Below are 21190 nucleotides of genomic sequence, written 5' to 3'. Positions count from 1 at the left end.
ATGAGACCAAAAATTTTAGTAGTTGAAGATGAAATTATCATAGCGCATGATATAAAAGGAATTTTAAACGATGATTATGATGTGATTATTAATATTAAAACAGTTGAAGAGGCAATTTCAATCATTGAGCAAGAACATTTTGACTTAGTCTTGTTAGATATAAATTTAAAAGCAGAAAAAGAGGGTACTGTGTTAGGGGAGTATTTGCTAAAAAAAGATACGATCCCTTTTATATACATTACATCATATTCCGATAAAACGACCTTAGATAAAGTCAAAAACACTAGACCATACGGATTTATTGTAAAACCTTTCAAATCCTCCGATTTGCAAACTACGGTATATTTGGCGATGAACTCATTCATTCATAGAAAAATTGATTGTTTGAGAGCCGAAGATGAAATTTTAAGTGATGTACCTTTTCGGATCAAAGAAACCATAAATTATATAAATGATCATATTTGTGAAAAAATTGAAATTTCAGTGTTGGCAGATATAACGAAGTGGAAAGTGCATCATTATATAAGAGTTTTTACAAAACACATGAGTCTTACCCCTTATCAATACATACTCAATAGAAAAATAGAAAAGTCAAAAGCATTACTTGCAGATGAACAAGTTTCAATCAATTCAATCGCTTTTGAAATTGGGTTTTTAAGTTATAGTAATTTTTGTAATGCTTTTAAAAGAATTACAGGCATAACACCTGAAGCATATAGAAATTTAGAAATACTTAAGAAAAAAAGAATTAATTGAAAATCGTCTCGCTACTTAGAGTGCTGTTATTTTAATTCAATTAAATTATTTTTTTGTAAAATTAGTATACATATTTGCTCAAAATTAATAGGTTAGGTTTATATTTGCGCAAAACATAAAATAAATTAAACATGAAAAAAATTCTCTCAATTGCAGTAGTATTATTCACATTATTATCTTGTAGCTCTGATGACAGCAAATCAAGTAGCCAAGAAACGTACATTAGATTTTCGATAAACGGAACTAATTATGAATTTAACGATATTATCACAGCTGAATCAGGACTAATTACAATTAATGGAAATAATGGAGCAGGGTTAACTAATCCTGGTGATACTCAACTTGAATTATGGATACCAACAGTATTAGAAAACGGAACATTTGCTGTCAATGACGGATTTGATTCAGAATACTTAGTATCATTTACTTCAGAAGCATTAAATTTTGACTTTGATTTTGCTGAAAGTGGTTCAATAACACTTACTCAAACCACAGGAGATTATATCAAAGGAACTTTTACAGCAACGGTTACCAATGCTGATAATACTACTATTACCATTAATAATGGGGAGTTCAAAGCGTATAGTATGGAGTAATTTATAAATTGATAGAATTTATACTATAAAAAAGGGTGCTTCTGCATCCTTTTTTTATTAATGGCAACAAGAAGTTTTTTAAGAGTTGAACGCAAAATCGTTTACTGTTTCGTTTACTGTTTGTAAAACTAAGAAATAGTTAGACATAAAAAAAACGGATTAGTAAACACTAATCCGTTGATTTTTAAAAGCTTCCTTTTCGTAGCGAGGACGGGAGTTGAACCCGTGACCTCAGGGTTATGAATTACAATTGATATAAAAAAAGCCTTTAAAAAGGCTTAATTACATAGGTTTTGCAATAATAAAAAACATAAATCGTATGCGTTTTAGTATTCTATTATTTTATGTTTTCAGCTGTCAAACAGTATGAAATCATCTTTAAACTATTGATATAATGTTGAAACAGATCAACTCTATTTAATTGTGTGTTTGTTTCATAATTTTTCATGTAAACCTTATATAAATCCTCTTTAAAGTTTAACCATAAATTACTGTTGTATGTAGGAATACAAAAATAATGTGTTCCGGTTAACTTACTTTTATGATAAACAGTTAAAATCATTAAAATCGCACAAGGTTTTGTGCTTCCTTCTTTGTAAAGTAATTTGTAATTTGATTCCCTTTTAAATAAGTTATCATTTGTATAGCTCATTTTATCAGAAAAATATCCAGGTACATTTTTTAAAACATAGCCTTTTTTCATATCCAAACCGCTTTCAATTTGGATTTTATACCCTTTCGTTAAATAATTGTACTCTTCAATAGTAGTGCCTTCTACGGCAGTGCTATCTGGTTGCGCAAATAAATTAAAAGAAACAAACAATAATAAGTAAAATAATTTTTTCATGTTATAAAATTTTAAGTTCATTTTTTCAAATGTACAATTTTCAAGCCAAAAAATTTAGGCTCCAGAACTTTTTTCGTTTGGATAACGATAATACATTACTTGTTCTTCCAAAGTAGCTATAATTTTGTCTTTATCTTTAATAGTATTTTCTAATAAAACAATTATTTTATTTTCATCATGCTTGGTTATTTGATAAGCAGCTGGGGGTTCATTTACAACATTGTTTTTTAATTCTTCCAGCGATTTATTAATAAAATCATCAATTGTTATTTGAAAGTGTGCGCAAATTCTTTGAATGGTTTCTATTCTAGGTTGTGATTTTTCTTTTATATATTGTGAAACGACACTTCTTTTTAAATCAAAAATTGCACCGAATTCATCTTGTGAACAGCGCATTTTGTTTACTAAATAAGAAATATTTTCAGAAATATAATTTTTCATGTGTATTTTAACATTTTTTAAAACGTTGAAAATCAATAAAATACAAATATATTCGTAAAATCTTTGAAAATAAATCGAAAAATATTTGCGTTAATCGAATAACGTTTGTAATATTGCTCAATCAAAATACAAAAAAAATGAATAAAGTATCTGATTTTTTAATCGAACGCAACAAAAAAATTGTTGCACGATTCAAAGAAGTAAAGAAAACCCAAAAAAGAGATGAAGCAATAACTACTGTTTCTCTTGAATTTGGTTTAAGCTATTCTTCAATTGATTTTATTGTATACCCTCGTAAAAAATCTAAAACCGTGCCAAAAGCATCTTAATTATAATGTTTGCCGAAACTGTACATACTATATTTTTGAGTTTGCCCGAAAGCGAACAAAAAAGATTTATGCGTATGGTCCAGGTTAACACTAAAAAGCCAAAGCAAAAAGCAATTCAAAACAATCCTTTTTCAAAAGAAAATTGTTTAAATATTGCAGCAAGTTTAATGAAAAAAAAAGGGAGCGGCAACCACGCCACTCCCACCATTTAACCACACCATGCGGTGCAGATTTGTAAGGAACCACCCTTACAGCTACAAATAAACAAAATTAATGCCAAAAATGAAACACTTTTTTCAACAATACCTTTGCGCAAGTTAAACTTGCATGATTCCTGGAAGTTGAGGACAATGTGAATTACTATTTGAAGATATGTAAAAATTGTCCTCTCCTGAAAGGTTATCATTATTAAAAAAACCATTTAACCATTAATATCATGCAAAAACCAAAAGAAATTCAAGAAAAATACAACCGCTACCAAATGGCAGTAGAAGTATTGAGCGAATTGTCTGAAAAAGACAATGAAGCACCACAATTAAACCCAACAATTGTGTATTTAAAGCAACAACGAAAAGTTATTGCCGAAACATTATTAGATGCAACAAGCATTTTAATGATGCAAGTTGATTCACCCGAATTTATTACTTCAGATAATTAATTAAAACGTAAAAAATCATGCAAACATTTGAAAACGATTTTAAAAATTGTGCCGTTATTACATGGCCAACAAGTGAAAAGGAATATTTAAAAGAACCAATATTCCAATTTAGAATTAAAAAAGATGCAACCGTAGTGGTTGGTGATGTCGTTGAAATTTCTTCAAAAAAGTATAAAAACGCAACTACAAAAGTTTTATACAAAATAGAAGAAATTTTAGAAACAAAATCTTCAACAGCTTTTCCAAAAATGATGATTTACAAGGTTAAATTTTCAAAAATGGAACAAGTTATAACTGAATAACCATTTAACCACCACATCATGCAAAATGTCACTACAATATTCAACGAGGGAAACACTACACAAGCGGTTAATACGCTTCCTGTTACCATTATGCAGCCTATGGATCATATTCTTAATTTATTATGTATCCACTACGTAGAGCATTCAAGAATAACTTTAAATTCCAAACCAGTTGACACAATAAAAATTTTCTTTGATGCCGATTTACAGCCAAATTCAAAGCAAATATTGGCCGTACTTAGTCAATTTGGTTTTAAAGTTAGATACTTCAACTACAACCCAACTAAAAAGATACTTATTCTTATCGTTTCACAATCAAAAGCAATTTTGAATTAATTATTTTGGTTATGATTAAAGGAAATTGCAAAAGATTTTTCAAATTTACATTACCTATAACTGGAAAAGTTACTTATGAAAATTTAGAAATATGTAAAATAAATTGTCCAGAAGCTAGTGTAGGTGATTTGATAATTTTTGATAAAAAGAGTATATATGATTATAAGTCAAAAATAATTATAATCACAAAAAGAGGTAGAATTAAAAGTAAAGATGATTCTATTAGATGCGCTACTAACACAATTAAATTTTCAGAAAACAAAAAATATATTGAATTAATCCAAATACAATATAGAGTTGAAAAATTTATTTTTTTTGAAAACAAAATCGAAAAAGAAATAATAGCTAGTTTTTTGAATATAAATATTCCTGATGAACATTCTATTTTAATAGAAAATGATACAATATCAGAAGAACAATTTCAGTTGAAATATACAAAGATAAAACCAACCATTTAACCACGACCACACCATGCGAATAGGAAACTCTAAACAAGCTGGAGAGATATTTCACAATACTATATTTGGACAACTACTCCCAGTTAACGTAAATTCATTACACGTTGAACGTGAAATTGAAACACGTTCATTAGACGTTAAACGTGAAACAGATATACGTTCATTAGACGTTGAACGTACCGAAAAAACACGTCGATTACACGTTGATTTTACCAATAACACTAAAAATCAACAGCCGTTAAAAGCCGTTTTTCCTGAAATTAATGGAGAAGCATTTGCTTTAACGATGGATAAGTACCGTATTTACGTTTCTAAACTAAACGAAATGCGCAAACTGGAGAACATTGCCATTGAAAAACACAATTTAAACGTTCCTGCAAAACAAGATGACGACGTAAAACAAACGTTCGCTAATTTGTTTGTAAAGAAATATAATTCACTTCTTCCAGTTGCATACAATGAAAAAGTAGACGAGATTTTTGAAGACAAAGGCGTTATCTTGAAAAAGAAGAAGCTGCACATTATCAAATACCAGTCAGAATTGGTTTTTCAGCAATTCTTATACGAATACAGCCAACAATTAGCACAAAACACAAAAGTATTCAAAGACATGGGAATAGTTGAAAATCGCCCTATTAAAATGCTTGAAATTAATTCGCTAAAAATTGTAATGCTTCAAAGAAACGGAATTGCTTCGATAGACGTTTGTAAAGAAACGATCAAGAATCACAGACGTAATTTAGTCGAAGCAGGCATTTTATTCGATTACACCTTTTGCGGTCATAAAAGAGGCGTAAAAGCACATATAAACCGTGAAATTTTGGTTGTTTTCGACCAACATTCTGGAGATTTGGCTACGTCTGAAAATCAGCGCTTTACGCCCCGAACCGCTAAAAGTTTTGGTAATAATAAAGAGGTTACTGTAACAGAATTAAATAAAAGTAAAATAAAAGAGAATGTTCAAAACATTTCTCTTATAAAAGGAACGGCTTCGCCTGATTTTAATTTTAACAATAACATTGACAGTAACACCATTGCGCAAGTTGAAAAAGGCAAACTGGGGGGCGGCGAAAAAAGTGTTAAAATTTCGGAAAAATTGGAAAATTTTATTGAAAATGAGTTTGAATTGTGCAATAAGTTAGCATCTGGCCAATTCAATTACTACAAACCGCTTGATATTAGAGAATTATATCATGAATCAGTAAGCGGAACTATGAGCCGTGAACGTTTTAAAGAATTGATCATTCAGGAATTTTTTAAAGAAGCTGCCCGATTATACAGAAATTCAACACCTTTCTTCGGTTCATGGAAAAAAGCATTGGACACCTGGACCAATAAGAAGTTTTTAGTGAACGGAAATTTGTATAACAAGGAATTAATGGTAGAAAAACTGCAAGAATACCGTTGGAGATTAAACCACGCACACAAATGGTTCACGTCAAAGAACGTTACACCACTTTATCCGAACCAATATTTTGATTTTACACGTCAATCGCCTAAAGAAATTGGCTTTGAGTACACTAAAAAAGCATTTTTATCCAATAAAAAAGCACTCGAAAACCGAATTACAGAAGAAAAACAAGCATTAAAAGCGGCAAAAGAACGTAAAGAACGTATCAATTATGCGAAAAAATTTGATTTGGTATTCAACCGCTTCAAAAACAATAGAATTTCATTAAACGATACGTTGGATTACGTTAAAAACAATCTTCCTGCTAATTATCAAATGAAATTTACCGAACGTTTAAGAGAGTATTCAACTAAAAAATAATATAATATGGCAATTTGGAGCGAAGAAAAAAGTAGAATAAAAGTAGAAGTTTTATTAAATAAAAAAACACTTATATATTATTCTTATATAAAAGAAAATGATAAACCAGTTGAAGAAATAACTTCAAGGATGTTATCAAGACTTATTCACTTTAATACAATTATTAAAGGGTTTTCAGAAATTACAGTTTACGATAACTTTTTAAACGAAGAAATTTTCAAAGTAAATAAAAGACCACTTAAAGAATTATCAAAAATTGTTGAAAAAACAATAATTGAAATAAATAAAGCATTAAAAATTTTTGATTTATCTATTAAAGAAATGCAAAGTACAAATGAGTTTGATATTCATTATATAAATAAATTAAAACAAGATGAGTATAATAATATAATATCAACAATTTGTAAAACCAATAATATTAATGAAAATCATATAAGAAAAATTGGTGGGTGGCAATTATCAAATTATAATTTACCGAACGTTTAAGAGAGTATGCAACAAAAAAATAGAGTTATGAACTTAAAAAAAGAAGATATTGAAGTATTTGATCATAATGATGGTTGTAATTATAGCGAAGTTAGATTTGATTATAACGGTTTTCATATCAGTATTGAAATAATAAATGAAAGTTATGGACCTAATCCACTTTCCGTATTTGTAAAAAACGAAAAAATTGATGAAGCTGTTCAAGTTGATTTTTCAATTATTAATCAAGAATTAAAACTTCAAATTAGAGATATTGATTACGGTAAAGAAACTAAAATTAGATCATTAAAAGAATGGTTGGATTTGGAAAAATTACAAAAATCGATAAGACATATAGCAAAACAATTAAGTTATAATTATTAAACACTAACAAAATGGAACAAATTTTAATGCCATTGGCAATAATTGGCGCTTTCTTATTCATTGCTTTTGGATTATCGGCTGCTAATTCAATAGAAGCGAAAGAAAGTGAAACTGTATCTAACATATTAACTGGATTTTTGATTTTAGGTATAGTTTGTTTTCTGATCGGTTTTTTTGGATTAATAATTATCGGTTTTTTCTTTTAACGAATTCAAAAAAAAATGACAAAAATTGCAATCATTGGTAGCTGTAGTCATGAAATTGTTTTAGCAATTCAAAAAGTAGCCAGTTTACAAAATCTTGAAAAGGTAGTAATTATTGAAGATCAACAGACAAAAAATATAGCATTTGAACCCGAACCATTTCCAATAAAAAACTACAGAGGTAATTTAGTAGAAATGACAACGTATTACGAACAAAAACCAAGTAAATTTTTTACCAAACCTAAAAAGAACTTTAAAAAATAATATCAACAATTTAAACACTAACAAAATGAAAAAAACAACATCAATTTTTATAATGAGTGAATTAGCTTTTAATGATGATAATATCTATAAAGATACAGAAGATTTTTTTAAACAAAAATTTATTGAGGCTTATGAATTTTTTAAATTAGTTGAAGATAAAAAAAAACATTTCCAATATCCTTTACTTCTATCAAAGTTTAAAAATAAAAATTTTGATTTAATAGATTTTTTAAGTACTGCTCTGATAAAATTTGATTACAATTTTGCTAAGTCTTTAAATTTATATGATTGTATTTCTCCTAGATGTTTTTCTTCTGATACTGAATTTGGAAAAGAAGTATTAAAATTTTTAATAAATAATGAAATTTGTTTTTTCGTTATTTCAAAAGCATATCATTCAATTAGTCATATAGATATTTCATTTAAAGTCAGCGATTTTCATACACAATTTGAAGCTATTGAGTGTTTAACAGATAATAAAAGTATATCTTATAAAAACCATAAAAAATAACAAAAACCATTTAACCACATGAAAACAAATCTTATTTTTTTAGCCATTTTACTATTGAGTGCAGGCTATTTACTTTCATTATTCATTAGAGCAATTTTTATTCCTGCATGGCGTGAGTATCAGTTTCAAAAGCAGCATAAAAAAAACTTAGAAAAAAACGGATTAAAACCCTTTCTTTTTGAAAATGGTGCCGTTACCATTTATGCTAAAACCCAGCAAGGTGCAATTTTTCAATACAAAGAGTTGAAAAAAAACTTCAAGGCACAAAAAAAAGCATCTAAAAATTAGATTCGTATGCCTTTCTGGACTACCACCGAAAGCAAAATAAAAATAGTTGTGTTGTTTAAGGGAGAAACTAAAAACCAGTACTGGTATTCTCCCATTAAACACAATTATTTACCTAACGAAGCAATCATTCAATCGATGCTCAATAGGTTAAAGCTAAAAATAGCAGGATTTCATAAAATCCAATGCTACGACAACCAAACTGATACATTAATTTACGTAATTGAATAATGAAACAAGTAAAGCTACACAACGTTTCACACCAAGAAGTACGAACGTTACAAAACGAAATATATGATTTTCAGCAGCAAGCCGAAAAATCATTAAAAACTACTGAAAATTTCTTAGATGCAATCATAACGTTAGATATTTCTTTTAGATTATGGTTCACTTTCCGCACTAAAATTGAGAAACCCGAAGCAAAAAAAGGGTATCAAATTACTTTCAAAACTTCCGAAGCTGCAGTACTTCTAAAAGTATGCTATTTTGATAATCCTAATTCTGGAGTATTTGAAAAAAATGTAAAAGAAAAATATAAGTTATTCCTGGACCAACAATTAAAAGGAGCGTTGTTATGATTGAACCTATATCATTGGCGTATAATTTAGATTGTATTATAGGAATGAAACAATATCCTGATTTATATTTTGATTATGCTATAGTAGATATTGAGTATTGTATTGGAGCATCAAAACCAACACTTAAACCAAAATTTGTTAGACAAAGTAATGGTTCAAAAATTTCAATTAAGCAAAACAATTACAAACATTCCGATTGGGATTTTAAAAAATCATCTGAAGAGTATTTTAAAGAACTTTTCAGAATAAGTAAAAACCAAATTATTTTCGGAGGAAACTATTATGGACTTGAGGGCGGTTATTTGGTTTGGGACAAATTGAATGGTGCAACTGATCAATTTGGTTGTGAATTAGCATGGTTATCATTTACAAAAAGGACTGATATTGTTTATTATTTATGGTCTGGAATGATGCAAGGTATTTATTGCGGTAAAGATGTTAGAAAAGCATTAATACAACAAGGAAATAAACAACTAAATGAAAAACGAATACATGAAACACAAAAGCCAATAAAAATTTATGATTGGATTTTGAATGAATATGTTGAACCAGGTTCAAAAGTCATAGATACACATTTAGGTTCTGGAAGCAATAGAATTTCAAATTATTGGTTTGGGAATGAATTCCATTCATTTGAAATTGATAAAGAAAAATTTGATGCTCAAGAAAAAAGATTTCAGATAGAAATAAGTCAAAAAAGATTTTTTTAATTTAAACCATTTAACCACATGAATATTTACTATATCGATTTATTTTGCGGTGCAGGCGGCACTTCTTCGGGCATACATTTAGCCAGTGAAAACACAAAAGTTTTAGCTTGTGTTAATCATGATGCAAATGCCATAAAATCGCACTTTGAAAACCACCCAAAAGCATACCATTTTACCGAAGATATCCGAGATTTTGAAGTAGTACTAAAACTTAAAAAATTAGTTCAGGAAATCCGCAAAAATGAACCTGATTGTATGATCAATATTTGGGCGAGTTTAGAATGTACTAATTTTTCAAAAGCAAAAGGCGGTCAAGCAAGAGATGCCGACAGCCGAACGTTAGCCGAACATATGTTCATGTATTTAGAACAATTAGAACCTGATTACTTTTTTGTAGAGAATGTTCGTGAGTTTATGTGTTGGGGGCCTTTGTGCGAAAACGGCAAACCACTTTCAAGAACTGAGGGTAAAGATTACGTAAAATGGATTGAAAAAGTTAAATCTTTCGGTTTTAAATACGATGCTAAACTATTAAATTCGGCAAACTATGGAGCCTACCAAAGTCGTGAGCGTTTATTTATCCAGTTTGCAAAGCACGGTTTACCAATTGCGTTTCCAGAACAAACACATACAAAAGATAAAATTGAAAGTCCGTTGTTTCCAATGGAAAAATGGAAACCAGTTCGCGAAGTTTTAGACTTACAAGATGAGGGCGTTAGTATTTTTGAACGTAAAAAACCACTTTCGGAAAATACATTAAAACGCATTCATGCCGGACTTTTAAAATTTGTTGCAAATGGAGAGCCAGTTTTTACCAAACGTTACAACGGTGGAAAAATAAAACCCGAACAAAAAGTAAACTCTATTGAGAAACCAATGGGAACTATTTGTACAAATGGCACTCATGCACTTGTGAAATCGGTTTTTATTAAAAAATACTATTCAGGCCGTCCAGAGGGGAAAGTAATTTCGGTTGATGAACCAGCAGGAACTGTTACAACCGTAGGAGGTCAAGCAATCGTAACCGCTTCGCATCTTTCTACTTATTACGGCAATTTTGGTTTACACTCAATCGATGCGCCAGCACCAACCATTACCACAAAAGACAGAATTACAAAAGTGGATGTGAATTTTATTGATCAACAATACGGCACAGGTGTAGCGGCTTCAATTGAAAAGCCAATAGGCACACTTACAACTGTTCCAAAGTTTAATTTAGTAAAAGCACAGCAATACATTTTTAATCCTGCTTGGGGCGGCAACAATGGCAGTATTGATGCACCATGTTGCACAGTTGTAGCACGTCAGGACAAAGCACCTTTGTATTTAGTTTCTACAGAATTAGGACAAATTACGATTCCAGTTTACGAAAGCGATTCAGAAACCATGATAAAAATTAAGGAATTCATGGTTTTAAACGGAGTTATTGACATAAAAATGAGAATGCTAAACATTCCAGAACTAAAACAAATACAAGGATTTCCAAAAGATTACAAGTTAATCGGTACACAAACGGAGCAAAAAAAATTCATTGGAAACGCAGTCGAAGTAAATCAGGCAAAAGCATTAATTCAAGCAAACTACAACGCATTACTAAATTATAAACTTTTAAAATCAGCTTAATCATGGAAAAACCAAAAGTAACACCGCTACTTGCATTAAAAATAGCGGAAGTAGCTAACAATTTAGATTATGGTAAAAAACTAGAAGAAGCTTTTCCATTAGTAAAAACAATAGCAACAACAGACATAAAAGATGAAAAAGTAAAAGCAATAATGGAAAACGATAATATTCGACAATTTATGTTAGGAAGCATTTGTAGAAGTTTAGGATTAGAAATTGTTATTCCTAAAACAAAATGCAACGGAAGTTGTGAATTATGTGATTGTAAAAAATCTACAAATCAAGGTACAAAAGAAAGTCCGACAGCTGGGCAAAGCGAGTAAAAAAGTTAAATAAATCTACATTTTAATAACATGATTAAAGATTCCACCTACATACGCAAGTTTACAGCCAAACAAAAAAAGCAACTGGAAGAAGTTGCCGCTGCGCAAAACTTGAAAACCGTTCCTGATATACTTTTCTTTTCGTTAGAAAATTACTTAGAACTTGTAAAAGACGTTGCCAGGCTAAACCGCATTATTGAAATGAAACACAAAAAGCAATTAAACCTTCAGGAACGATTAGATGATTTACAACGGAAATTAGATAATATTCAAAACCTTTTAAATAATCCAAGACTATGAAAAAAATAGAAACCTTTTTTACAAAAGCAGCACATTTTCTAAACAATAATTGTAAACCCAGTATTACAACATTTTTCATCTTTATTTTATGCGTTTCATTATTGCTATTAATCAATAAAATACGACAGAAAACACCCGAAGAAATTCACGAAGAAAAACTACACAACGAAGCATTTAACCAACTATTTTTTAATCAATTAAACGAAAGATGACTATTCCAATCATTAAAGGTGCTGCCAGTTACCAACGTTTAAATAACGTTTTACTGGCGGTTAAACCCACAGGAGAAACCATTCCAATAATAAAGTTTAAGCAAACGTTTCCAGACTTACAACGTTGCACGTTAGCACATTTGCAGTACATGGAAAAGTATATTGCAATGAACCCAAAACTTTGTGAAACAATGGAAATTCAGGAACCAAAAAACAACGTTCAACTTTCAATTTTCGACTAATGAAAATAAAGGATTTGTATGTAGTATGTGTAAAATCTATCCATGATGAAGATACTTTTTACATTTTTAGAGCCAATGGCATAGAGGTAAAAATTATTTTATCAGGCGATAAAATAAAATCTAACAAAGAACTTACGGAGTTAGAATTAGACTATATCAACACTAATTTAAAATAATTTAGAATATGGGAAAATTTAAAAAAATCGAATGGAAATATGTAATAATATCAAGTATTTTAATTACATTTTTCACGTTTATAGATATGATTCTCGAAAATAAAATATCTTTTTTTCAATTAACATTAGCATTTGTATCGGTTCCTGTAATAGTAATTATCTTAGCGTTTAGCGATAATAAAAAGGAACAGCCAAAACCACGTCATAACAATAATTATTACATTTCACTTACTGAATTTTTAAAAAAGGATCTTGTTTTTTACAACGAACAATTACACCAGTTTACAGAAGATGAATTAGATGATTACAATATATGGTTATTAAAAAATTATAAAAATTATAATGTAAAAAAATCACAATCTAACAAACCCGATTAATTTCGGGTTTTTTTATGCGTATTCTTCATGTATCATCTTTACTTCAGATTTTCTTAAACCTTTAACGTGTTTTGCTTCACACAGAGGTATTTGTCTATTATTCTTTACTATTTCCCATATTTTCTGACGAACATTTTCACGCCCAAAAAAAGTGGCAAATTTTGCCAATACTTCACCTTTTCTCATCGGTTTAAATTCGGTAGTATCACTCATAGCTAAATTGGTTAAATGGTAGGTCAAAAATATAAAAAATTTCAATTAAAAACATTACAAAATCATACATAATCCTACATAATGTTACATAATGTTACAAAATCCTACAGAATACTACCAAATCATACAAAATCCTACAAGTCAATTATTTAACGGAAGTATATTTGGGTCACATTTAACCACACCCACCACAGAAACATACGGCGTTTACACGTAGCACATCAAACATACGTTCCTAAACGCCAGTTTCTAAAAAAAGTATATGAGTGAAGCGCAATTAATTAATACTATGCTCTACAGAAAGTTAGAATCGGGTTCGCAATATAGCGGCCTAATTCCTAACTATAAACACGTAAAACATAGTTTTGAATTGCCACAAGAGTTTTCAGATACTTATGATACGTTAGAATACATGGCCTATTGGACCAATAAGTATGCTAACCAATTTCAAAAAGTGGCCAATGTGCTAAAAGGTAAAAACGTTCTTGAAACAGTAAAAAACAATTACACTTTTTTATACAAACATTTTCAGTATAAAATCGACGAAAGTTTACAACAAATTTATGCTCCAAGTGCTGCATGGCATTTTAGAAAAGTAGGTTTTGATTGTAAAACATTTTCAAGTTTGGCATCCGCATTATTATTGTGTCAAGATATTGATCATTCGTTTGTAAAAGTAAAATTGCAAGGCTCTAATGATTGGGGCCATGTTTATGTTCAAATTCCGTATCAAGGTTCTTATTTAATAATTGACGCTACAACACATGACAATAAAGAAGTGAATTTCCATGAAAAACACGAATTTAACATGAAAAATTTAAAACATATCGGTTTAGCCAGTCCTTATTTAAACACGCCTTATCTAAATTTAGATAGTGCGGCTTTGTCATGTCCTGGTCAAGCGTGCGATTGTAGTTCTGGTTTGTCAAATCCATATACATATCCATTTTTAACAGCGCAACCTACAACGCCATTTGCAGTAGGATTAAACGGAATTGATGCAGGTTCTATTTCTTCAATTGTTAATCAACTGGACTTTAATTCAATCATGTCATTATTTAGTGGTATTGACTGTATAGGCGGTTCGGCTTACGATAAAGATTATTTGCGTAACAATACCAAATTAATGACGAAAACATTTGCAGACTATGCGCTACAAATCAACAATGCGGCATTAAACGATATTGGTTTATTAGGTTTTCACACTGCAAGCTTCAAAGGTTTTGCAAAAATGCTCGATGCAGCGTATAAAAAAGGAAAACAAGCACAAGGCTGGAATTCCTGTTCAAAAGACAATTTTGATGCTACAATTAGAGTAACTGAATTCTTTTCAATTACTGCAATTCAAGCATTAGACGCTTGGTTAAATAAATTTTTCACAAAAGGTAGTGTGTTATCAACATTGACTTTTAAAAATTACAAATCATTAACTACAGGTTATTCAAGTGGCACAGGTTATTGGGGTACAAGCGCTGGAGGTGCAGAAACGGTAACAATAAACGAACCAGAGTATAAATATACAATCAAAGCTGATGTTTCTACAATTCCAGTATTTGAATTAACAAATTACACAATTCAAGCGGACAAAGCTAACACATTTGATTCTTCAACTTATTTACAATCGTTAAATAATGTTTTAGAATATTTTGATACGCCTTTAGATACATTTCCAGGAGAAAGTTCAACCGGAAATAATAACACTAATCCGGGTAGTGGTTCGGCTGTAGTTAAAAAAACAACTGAATCAGGCGGTGGCGTAATTATCATTGGCGGTTTAGTTATTGGCGCTTTAGCTTGGGGATTTTCAAAAATGAAAGACAATGGTCCTGGATCTAAACAAGTAAAAAAATAAGAGCATGATACAGTATTCAAATAAAGCATTAGGTAGAGCCGTATCAACAGGAGTGAATGGATTGGTTCAAGGAGCAACCAAACCAAAAAGAAGTTTTTTTGGTAGACTTTGGCGTGGAGCTGTAAGAGTTGCAATTCAAGCTATTCCAGGTGAATTAGCTGAAGCACTTTTAGAAGCATTTGGAACTTCTATTGATGAAATTAGTAGAGGTAGTATTTATGTTGCGGAAGACGGCACAGCATTGATTTCTGATGTTGAAAACATAGCTATTGAAAATTGGATTACAAGAAGTTTTGCGCCTAAATATAAGGCAATGGTTGAAAAAGCAACCGTTTTAATGCAAACTACTAATGCTCAATTGCAATTGAAGTTAATCAATGAAATTAACAACGAATTGGCTATTGTGAAAGAATATCTTAACTGGGACAATCCTAAGTTATCACAAGAAGCACAAAAACAAAGAAATGAACTTGTTACAGAATTAATAGGTCATTTAGAGCATATAATTTTCAAAGCTATTGAAGCTTCGCCAGTAGAATATATTGCCGAAAACAAAGCAATCGAAAGTACAGCAGATTTACTTTTCCCAATTGTTTCATTTGTAAAATTTCAAGCAACCGCTACAAATTATACATTAGGAAATACGATAGTACCAACAGATTCAGCACCAGTTGATATGTCGGGAGAAAACCAACCAAAACCAACCAATGAAGCACCAAAAAATCCACAAAGCAGTAACAGCCTATTAAAACTAGGCGGTTTTCTTTTGGCGGGTGTTGTCATAGGTAAATTAGTGAGTAATTAAAATAAAATAAAACCATTTAACCATTTTAAACCATGTTTCAAAAACCATCACAAAAAAGCGCTATGTCTTCTGTTGTAAAAATAGGAGCAGGAGTAGCAGGGGCAAAATTATCAGATGGAGTTGTTAATGTAATGCCTGAAAGTACAAATAATTATAAAAAATTATTAGTAACTGGCGTTGCGTTAATTGCAGCTGCTTCGGTAAACCCAAAAACTACTGCTGGCGAAGCAGTACAAGCAGCATTCGTAGGAATGGCTGTTAAACAAGGAACTGATTATGTAACTGATATGTTGAAAGACAGTGTACCAGTACAAGACAATGCAACAACTACAGGTAAATTTCTTAATGCTGTAATTGGCCACACAACAGAGGTGTCAAACCCAACAGCAACAGCACGTTTAGGACGTAGCTTGAGAAATCCAGTAGACTGGGAACCTGCAAGAGAGGTAAGAGTAGCACCAGCACAGTTAGTTTAATCTAACAAAAAAATTAGTATTTAAAAAAAACCACAGTAAAAAAAAACCATTTAACCACATTAAACATGAGAAATTTAGCTTTTTTTAGTATCGTTTTAGCTTTCTTAGGAGATATCAGCGGACGACTTTCAACCCAATTAAGAAATGACTTAGGTAATTCTAAAGTTGTTCTTGATGATCAAACAATGGAAATCAAGAAAGAAATTTCTGGAGGTTCTATTATCGATTTAATCGACGGTACGTCTGACCGTGTAACAGGTATCAATTCATTCGATAAGGATCGTTTGAAACAAGGTAGAGCATTCATTTTTGACCAAATCGCATTGAACTACGCAACAAATGCCGCTTCAGGATTAGAAGGTAGTTTGGAGTATGGTACAAAACCACCAGCAGCACTTCAAAATGCGGTATTAGTTATTTCACAAAACGGACGTGAAGCATTAAGATTGCCAGTTCGTGATGTTGCTAATATCGAAACTGGTGCAAATGCACAAGACGAGTATAAACAATTGAAATCTTTACGTTATTTATTAGATGACCAAGAAGTAAAAATTCAATTGCATTTTCCTCCAGGAGTAGTTTTAGACGGTGCTGTTAAACATTACGTTTATTTCAGAGCAAACGGTTTACAAACTGCTAAAAAAGTTGACTAAACCCACCATTTAACCCAACCATTTATAAAAAAGCCTTTGCCGTTAAAGGCATAGGCTTTTTTTAATTTTTAAAAGTGCATCAGTCATGAATATTACTTATAAAACCATAAATATTACACTTCCAAGAGGTGACCAAAGTGCAACAAAAGGTACAAAAATTCCAACAGGAAAAATTATCGCAATTGGTACAACCACAAGAGGTAACGGTACAAATGAGATTATTGATTTCTCTTTGTTAGACAACAACAATGAAATCTTATCGCCTTGCGATGTACAGTTTTCTGAAAAAACAGCAGGAGGTCGATGGATTGATTCTATGCGCCCAGTGCATTTAGATGGTGGCCGTGAAGTAGATGCAAAATTATTTGCCTACACACCTGAGCGACCAACAGATGTTAATGTACAAGTCTTATTTGCAATTCTTGAAGATAATAAAAACGATTCATCATGCTAAACGCATTTTCTAAAACTATAACCAAAGATGATAACGCATTCCCATTAAAAGGAATGATTAATCCATGCTTTCAAAACAACGGAACTTCAAACGTGGTTATTTTAGGAAATGAATTAGCTCCAGGCGATTCGTTTCCCATGAATACCAACGGAGAAGAATTAGCAAACTCAGTAACAATAACTTTTGGTGCTGGAGCTTCTAAAAAATTAATTTGCAATTACTTCACTCGAAGTAAGAGCTAAAAACGCTACACAAATGAGTAATTCAATCGCTACTATACAGTTTTTACAACAAAATCCTAATACGCATTTTTTGCGCATTACGGATATGTCAAATGATACCCCTTTGGGTAAAAAAGATACTTACTTGCAAGATATTACAAATCAAAACTTGCAAGATTACATAAAATTATTACTAAACGGACGCGAGTGTGAAGTTTGGATAGAGCATAGAAAAATGCAAGGTAACACAAATGTCAAATTTGGACAATCTTATAAAATGAATTTTATTTTAGAAAAACCAATTGAAGCTGTTGCTACTGTCCATACAACACAAGTTCCTGCCGTTGTTTCAAACCAACAACCAATTATGGCCGAACCAATACATAATCAAAATATGCTTGGCAATCCGTTTGGATTATCAGCACCGCAAATCATGGACAACATGATGAAAGCAAATAAACTTGACGATGTAAAGGAAGCCTTGAAAGAAACAAAAGATGAGTTAGCTGCAGTAAAAAAGAAAAATGAAATTTTAGACGACGAAAATCGTAAACTAAAAACTGATTTATCAATAGCTGCAAAAGACAAGGAAATGGCAATTTTAGCCGAAAAGCTTGATAAAAAAAGCTGGATTGATTCGCCTGCCTTTGAAAAATTAATGGATAAAGCACCTCAAATGATGGAAAGTGTAGTAGCTATGAAAATGGGCGCTACAACTGAAACCGTTTCAATGGGGTTAGGAAATCCAAACGTTTCAAGCATCAAACGTGAGTTTTTTGAATTTGTTGGAGAAAGCTGTACCGATGATCAAATTAACTATTTAGGTTCGATTGTTCATTTTATCGGGAACGAAAATTTTATGTTAGAGTTAAATCAAATAATTCAAAAGTACGCAAATGGCAACAACGGTTAGTATTACAGGAAGCAGTCAAATTGACGAACTGAAAAGAAAACAAGCGGTTGAAAAAGTCTTAGAACTTACAACCGACGAATTAGTGCGTTTGGCTTCGTTAAAAGATAACGAAAAAGCAAGAAGCTATTTAAGCTCAGCAGCCAAATTCGCTATTCTAAAAACATTTATGTAAAAAATGAAAAATCCACCTAAAAAAACAAAATTAGCCAATCCAGCAGTTGCAACTGTATTGAGTTCAGAAGCAGGCCAAACGGCCATAAAAAATGCTTCCGAAAATCAAAGAGAAGTTGTGAAAGCTACGGTTTCGGTACTTCCGTTTATTTTAAAAACTGGTTTTGTTTTAGGTGTAGGATATTGGGCATATTCAAAATGGACAAATCGTTTTGTTCCATCTAAAGAAGTTTCTTATTACCAAGAAGCAAACATAACTAACGGTCAGGCGAAATCAAAAGCCGAAGCTATTTATGGAGCGATGAAAGGTTTTGGTAACGGTTTTCAAATTGTAGCTGCTAACATTGCTGGTTTGAACTATAACGGATGGATTAGATTATACAATGCTTTTGGAGCACGACAAGGATCCATTCCTTTATCGCCAAAAATGGATATTGTAGAATGGTTTACCGACCAGTTTGATGAAGAGGAATTACAACAACTAAGATTCTTAGTACAAAACGTATTTTAAAATGACAGCAGAACAACAAGAATATTTAAAATATGGCGGTATAGCCGTAGGAACTGGTTTGTTAGTCTATCTAATTGTTAAATCTTCAAAAGATTCAGGAGGAGGACAACAAGACCCAACAGGAAATGATAATACAGGCGGTTCTGGATATTATGAAGCACCTTTTAATGCGCAATCTGTTGCAGAAAATCTATTTTCATTAATGGACGGTTATGGCACAAAAGAAGCTGAAATAATTGCCGAACTAACTGCTGTAAATCAGTCACAGTTTGCAAAAGTAGTTCAAGCATTTGGACAAAGGCCTTACTATTTATTTGGAAGCAACGATTGGTTTGGAACAATGCACGGATTGAAATACTGGTTACAAGAAGAATTAGGAGTTACTTCTGATTATTATAGAACCTTAAAACTAAAATACCCTAACTATCTGTAGTATGCAAGTACAATTCATTTTATATGATTCTTTTGGCGACCCTTTAGAGGGTGCAAGCGTTGTTCTTTTAGATTTTAAAGGAATGCAAACTACTATTGGAGATGCAACAGATAAAGACGGTAATTTTCAAATTTATAATACCTCAATTACGCCTGATTCAAAATTAAGAATTTCACACGTAGATGGCATTACAATTATTGATACAGTTAAAAATATCAATTTCAAGTCAATTGAAATGGCACCAATTACACTAAATGAATTTGTTGCAATTGGTAAGACTAAAACAAAACTAAATTGGTGGTGGATTATTATTCCAATAGGAATAGGAACCATAATCGCCAATTCAAAAGCAGACAAAAAATGAGTGCAATTATAAAAGGAACAGTTTTAAATTATTTCAAAAAGCCAATTCCAGGCGCAACTGTTACAGTTCAAAATTCATATCCTGAAATTGAAACTACAACAGATCAAAACGGATTATTTGAAATAGAAATTTCAGGGAAACAAACCTTGATTTTTAAACATGAAAACACAAAACAAGAGTTAGCGCAAGGCGTAAATGAAAATATGACCGAACCGTTAACTATAAACATGATGTCTGAATTAGAAACACAAACGCCAACCGCTTCAACTTCGGAATCATGCAAAAGAAAAGGCTTATTTTCAGTTTTAGTGTTTACAGCTGGCTTTTTAGCAGGCGTAGCATTATCATCTGGAAAAGAAAAAGCCGTAGTAGCAAAAATATAAAGAAACTGCTTCAAGTAGTGTCAGTTGTGTAGCGCAACTTTGAGTTAATGGGCGGTTATTCGCCCATTAATTTCAATTAAAAAACAACAAAATAATGGCAAAAAGTTATCTAAATAGAAATGATTTACCGCGCGGAATTAGAAATAACAATCCGGGCAACATTAGATATTCAAGTAGAAATAATTGGCTTGGTAAAATTCCATTTGCACAAAATTTTGATACCGATAAAGCATTTGAGCAATTTAAAGAATTACGCTACGGTATACGTGCCAAAATGATTTTAATATACAATGATTTGGCCGCTGGAAAAACCATTACACAGTTAATTCATGAGTTTGCGCCACCGTTTGAAAATAATACACAAGCTTATATTAATACTGTTGCAACACAAACAAAATTACCAGTAAACTCAAAAATTGTTTTAACTGAGGATAATTTATTAAAAATTGCAAAAGCCATTAATCGAGTGGAAAACGGCACCCAAAACGAAAAGTATATTACGGATCAAGATTGGAAAGACGGTTTGGCCATTTTTGATAAACCATTACTAAAAAAAAAAGTAGCATAGTACCTGCCATTCTGTTTGGAATAGCA

Annotated in this window: 39 protein-coding genes; 36 read left to right on the top strand and 3 right to left on the bottom strand. The window is 31.2% G+C overall.

Annotated features, from left to right (window positions below; genetic code table 11):
* Together OLM52_RS07450 and OLM52_RS07445 are read left to right on the top strand one after the other, a co-directional pair.
* Positions 1-756, top strand: a complete 756-nt coding sequence (locus OLM52_RS07450; RefSeq protein WP_264550497.1) for a response regulator transcription factor — start codon at positions 1-3, stop codon at positions 754-756.
* A 131-nt stretch (positions 757-887) separates the two neighbouring features.
* The gene (locus OLM52_RS07445; RefSeq protein WP_264550496.1) at positions 888-1352 is read left to right on the top strand and encodes a hypothetical protein; all 465 of its coding nucleotides are present in this window, start codon (positions 888-890) and stop codon (positions 1350-1352) included.
* Positions 1353-1689: 337 nt separating this feature from the next.
* Here OLM52_RS07445 and OLM52_RS07440 read toward each other — a convergent pair whose 3' ends face one another.
* Together OLM52_RS07440 and OLM52_RS07435 are read right to left on the bottom strand one after the other, a co-directional pair.
* Positions 1690-2199, bottom strand: a complete 510-nt coding sequence (locus OLM52_RS07440) for a hypothetical protein (RefSeq protein WP_264550495.1) — start codon at positions 2197-2199, stop codon at positions 1690-1692.
* A 54-nt stretch (positions 2200-2253) separates the two neighbouring features.
* The gene (locus OLM52_RS07435) at positions 2254-2640 is read right to left on the bottom strand and encodes a helix-turn-helix domain-containing protein (protein ID WP_264550494.1); all 387 of its coding nucleotides are present in this window, start codon (positions 2638-2640) and stop codon (positions 2254-2256) included.
* Positions 2641-2777: 137 nt separating this feature from the next.
* Here OLM52_RS07435 and OLM52_RS07430 point away from each other — a divergent pair, with 137 nt between their 5' ends.
* The 21 genes from OLM52_RS07430 (at position 2778) to OLM52_RS07330 (ending at position 13147) form a co-directional block, all read left to right on the top strand.
* Positions 2778-2969 carry a hypothetical protein gene (locus tag OLM52_RS07430; protein WP_264550493.1) on the top strand — a complete coding sequence of 64 codons (192 nt, stop codon included), beginning with the start codon at positions 2778-2780 and terminating at the stop codon, positions 2967-2969.
* Between the two features lie 436 nt (positions 2970-3405).
* Positions 3406-3627 (top strand): hypothetical protein, encoded by a 222-nt coding sequence (locus tag OLM52_RS07425; protein ID WP_264550492.1) that lies wholly within the window; start codon positions 3406-3408, stop codon positions 3625-3627.
* 17 nt (positions 3628-3644) lie between these two features.
* Entirely contained in the window at positions 3645-3929 is a 285-nt protein-coding gene (locus OLM52_RS07420; protein ID WP_264550491.1) for a hypothetical protein, read from the top strand.
* A gap of 18 nt (positions 3930-3947) precedes the next feature.
* A complete protein-coding gene (locus tag OLM52_RS07415; protein WP_264550490.1) occupies positions 3948-4265 on the top strand; it encodes a hypothetical protein in 318 nt (105 codons plus the stop codon).
* 11 nt (positions 4266-4276) lie between these two features.
* Complete coding sequence (locus tag OLM52_RS07410; protein WP_264550489.1) at positions 4277-4723, top strand: hypothetical protein; 447 nt, start codon at positions 4277-4279, stop codon at positions 4721-4723.
* Between the two features lie 13 nt (positions 4724-4736).
* Positions 4737-6494, top strand: a complete 1758-nt coding sequence (locus tag OLM52_RS07405) for a hypothetical protein (RefSeq protein WP_264550488.1) — start codon at positions 4737-4739, stop codon at positions 6492-6494.
* 6 nt (positions 6495-6500) lie between these two features.
* Positions 6501-6980, top strand: coding sequence for a hypothetical protein (locus tag OLM52_RS07400; RefSeq protein ID WP_264550487.1), 480 nt, complete (start codon positions 6501-6503; stop codon positions 6978-6980).
* 27 nt (positions 6981-7007) lie between these two features.
* Positions 7008-7343: a hypothetical protein gene (locus OLM52_RS07395; protein ID WP_264550486.1), complete on the top strand. Its 336-nt coding sequence runs from the start codon at positions 7008-7010 to the stop codon at positions 7341-7343.
* 11 nt (positions 7344-7354) lie between these two features.
* Complete coding sequence (locus tag OLM52_RS07390; protein WP_264550485.1) at positions 7355-7549, top strand: hypothetical protein; 195 nt, start codon at positions 7355-7357, stop codon at positions 7547-7549.
* Between the two features lie 15 nt (positions 7550-7564).
* Positions 7565-7810 (top strand): hypothetical protein, encoded by a 246-nt coding sequence (locus tag OLM52_RS07385; RefSeq protein ID WP_264550484.1) that lies wholly within the window; start codon positions 7565-7567, stop codon positions 7808-7810.
* 25 nt (positions 7811-7835) lie between these two features.
* Positions 7836-8321 carry a hypothetical protein gene (locus OLM52_RS07380; protein ID WP_264550483.1) on the top strand — a complete coding sequence of 162 codons (486 nt, stop codon included), beginning with the start codon at positions 7836-7838 and terminating at the stop codon, positions 8319-8321.
* Between the two features lie 18 nt (positions 8322-8339).
* Positions 8340-8609, top strand: a complete 270-nt coding sequence (locus OLM52_RS07375; protein ID WP_264550482.1) for a hypothetical protein — start codon at positions 8340-8342, stop codon at positions 8607-8609.
* Positions 8610-8836: 227 nt separating this feature from the next.
* Positions 8837-9184, top strand: a complete 348-nt coding sequence (locus OLM52_RS07370; RefSeq protein ID WP_264550481.1) for a hypothetical protein — start codon at positions 8837-8839, stop codon at positions 9182-9184.
* On the top strand, positions 9181-9894 hold the full coding sequence (locus OLM52_RS07365; protein ID WP_264550480.1) for a DNA methyltransferase: 714 nt from the start codon (positions 9181-9183) through the stop codon (positions 9892-9894). Before OLM52_RS07370 ends, OLM52_RS07365 begins: the two co-directional genes overlap by 4 nt.
* Positions 9895-9912: 18 nt before the next feature.
* The gene (locus OLM52_RS07360) at positions 9913-11517 is read left to right on the top strand and encodes a DNA cytosine methyltransferase (protein ID WP_264550479.1); all 1605 of its coding nucleotides are present in this window, start codon (positions 9913-9915) and stop codon (positions 11515-11517) included.
* A gap of 2 nt (positions 11518-11519) precedes the next feature.
* Positions 11520-11840, top strand: a complete 321-nt coding sequence (locus OLM52_RS07355; RefSeq protein WP_264550478.1) for a hypothetical protein — start codon at positions 11520-11522, stop codon at positions 11838-11840.
* A 30-nt stretch (positions 11841-11870) separates the two neighbouring features.
* Positions 11871-12140, top strand: coding sequence for a hypothetical protein (locus OLM52_RS07350; protein WP_264550477.1), 270 nt, complete (start codon positions 11871-11873; stop codon positions 12138-12140).
* Positions 12137-12352 (top strand): hypothetical protein, encoded by a 216-nt coding sequence (locus OLM52_RS07345; RefSeq protein WP_264550476.1) that lies wholly within the window; start codon positions 12137-12139, stop codon positions 12350-12352. The genes OLM52_RS07350 and OLM52_RS07345 overlap by 4 nt, the downstream gene beginning before the upstream one ends.
* Positions 12349-12594 carry a hypothetical protein gene (locus OLM52_RS07340; RefSeq protein WP_264550475.1) on the top strand — a complete coding sequence of 82 codons (246 nt, stop codon included), beginning with the start codon at positions 12349-12351 and terminating at the stop codon, positions 12592-12594. The genes OLM52_RS07345 and OLM52_RS07340 overlap by 4 nt, the downstream gene beginning before the upstream one ends.
* Entirely contained in the window at positions 12594-12770 is a 177-nt protein-coding gene (locus OLM52_RS07335) for a hypothetical protein (RefSeq protein ID WP_264550474.1), read from the top strand. Before OLM52_RS07340 ends, OLM52_RS07335 begins: the two co-directional genes overlap by 1 nt.
* A gap of 8 nt (positions 12771-12778) precedes the next feature.
* Positions 12779-13147: a hypothetical protein gene (locus OLM52_RS07330; RefSeq protein ID WP_264550473.1), complete on the top strand. Its 369-nt coding sequence runs from the start codon at positions 12779-12781 to the stop codon at positions 13145-13147.
* A gap of 12 nt (positions 13148-13159) precedes the next feature.
* Here OLM52_RS07330 and OLM52_RS07325 read toward each other — a convergent pair whose 3' ends face one another.
* Positions 13160-13360, bottom strand: coding sequence for a hypothetical protein (locus OLM52_RS07325; protein WP_264550472.1), 201 nt, complete (start codon positions 13358-13360; stop codon positions 13160-13162).
* A gap of 262 nt (positions 13361-13622) precedes the next feature.
* Here OLM52_RS07325 and OLM52_RS07320 point away from each other — a divergent pair, with 262 nt between their 5' ends.
* The 13 genes from OLM52_RS07320 (at position 13623) to OLM52_RS07260 (ending at position 21164) form a co-directional block, all read left to right on the top strand.
* Positions 13623-15212 carry a transglutaminase-like domain-containing protein gene (locus OLM52_RS07320; protein ID WP_264550471.1) on the top strand — a complete coding sequence of 530 codons (1590 nt, stop codon included), beginning with the start codon at positions 13623-13625 and terminating at the stop codon, positions 15210-15212.
* Between the two features lie 4 nt (positions 15213-15216).
* The gene (locus OLM52_RS07315; protein WP_264550470.1) at positions 15217-16017 is read left to right on the top strand and encodes a hypothetical protein; all 801 of its coding nucleotides are present in this window, start codon (positions 15217-15219) and stop codon (positions 16015-16017) included.
* 32 nt (positions 16018-16049) lie between these two features.
* Positions 16050-16493, top strand: coding sequence for a hypothetical protein (locus OLM52_RS07310; protein ID WP_264550469.1), 444 nt, complete (start codon positions 16050-16052; stop codon positions 16491-16493).
* 65 nt (positions 16494-16558) lie between these two features.
* Positions 16559-17146, top strand: a complete 588-nt coding sequence (locus OLM52_RS07305; protein WP_264550468.1) for a hypothetical protein — start codon at positions 16559-16561, stop codon at positions 17144-17146.
* Positions 17147-17231: 85 nt separating this feature from the next.
* A complete protein-coding gene (locus tag OLM52_RS07300) occupies positions 17232-17600 on the top strand; it encodes a hypothetical protein (RefSeq protein ID WP_264550467.1) in 369 nt (122 codons plus the stop codon).
* Positions 17594-17842: a hypothetical protein gene (locus OLM52_RS07295; RefSeq protein WP_264550466.1), complete on the top strand. Its 249-nt coding sequence runs from the start codon at positions 17594-17596 to the stop codon at positions 17840-17842. Before OLM52_RS07300 ends, OLM52_RS07295 begins: the two co-directional genes overlap by 7 nt.
* A 13-nt stretch (positions 17843-17855) precedes the next feature.
* On the top strand, positions 17856-18734 hold the full coding sequence (locus tag OLM52_RS07290; protein ID WP_264550465.1) for a hypothetical protein: 879 nt from the start codon (positions 17856-17858) through the stop codon (positions 18732-18734).
* Positions 18718-18906: a hypothetical protein gene (locus tag OLM52_RS07285; protein WP_264550464.1), complete on the top strand. Its 189-nt coding sequence runs from the start codon at positions 18718-18720 to the stop codon at positions 18904-18906. The genes OLM52_RS07290 and OLM52_RS07285 overlap by 17 nt, the downstream gene beginning before the upstream one ends.
* A gap of 3 nt (positions 18907-18909) precedes the next feature.
* Positions 18910-19416 carry a hypothetical protein gene (locus tag OLM52_RS07280; RefSeq protein ID WP_264550463.1) on the top strand — a complete coding sequence of 169 codons (507 nt, stop codon included), beginning with the start codon at positions 18910-18912 and terminating at the stop codon, positions 19414-19416.
* 1 nt (position 19417) lies between these two features.
* On the top strand, positions 19418-19849 hold the full coding sequence (locus OLM52_RS07275) for a hypothetical protein (protein ID WP_264550462.1): 432 nt from the start codon (positions 19418-19420) through the stop codon (positions 19847-19849).
* A 1-nt stretch (position 19850) separates the two neighbouring features.
* Positions 19851-20213: a carboxypeptidase-like regulatory domain-containing protein gene (locus OLM52_RS07270; protein ID WP_264550461.1), complete on the top strand. Its 363-nt coding sequence runs from the start codon at positions 19851-19853 to the stop codon at positions 20211-20213.
* Positions 20210-20596, top strand: a complete 387-nt coding sequence (locus OLM52_RS07265; protein ID WP_264550460.1) for a carboxypeptidase-like regulatory domain-containing protein — start codon at positions 20210-20212, stop codon at positions 20594-20596. Before OLM52_RS07270 ends, OLM52_RS07265 begins: the two co-directional genes overlap by 4 nt.
* Positions 20597-20690: 94 nt before the next feature.
* Complete coding sequence (locus OLM52_RS07260; protein WP_264550459.1) at positions 20691-21164, top strand: hypothetical protein; 474 nt, start codon at positions 20691-20693, stop codon at positions 21162-21164.
* Positions 21165-21190: the final 26 nt, after the last annotated feature.

The sequence above is a fragment of the Flavobacterium sp. N2820 genome, from assembly GCF_025947285.1.
GTDB lineage: Bacteria > Bacteroidota > Bacteroidia > Flavobacteriales > Flavobacteriaceae > Flavobacterium.
This window is presented reverse-complemented; position numbering and strand designations above follow the sequence as displayed.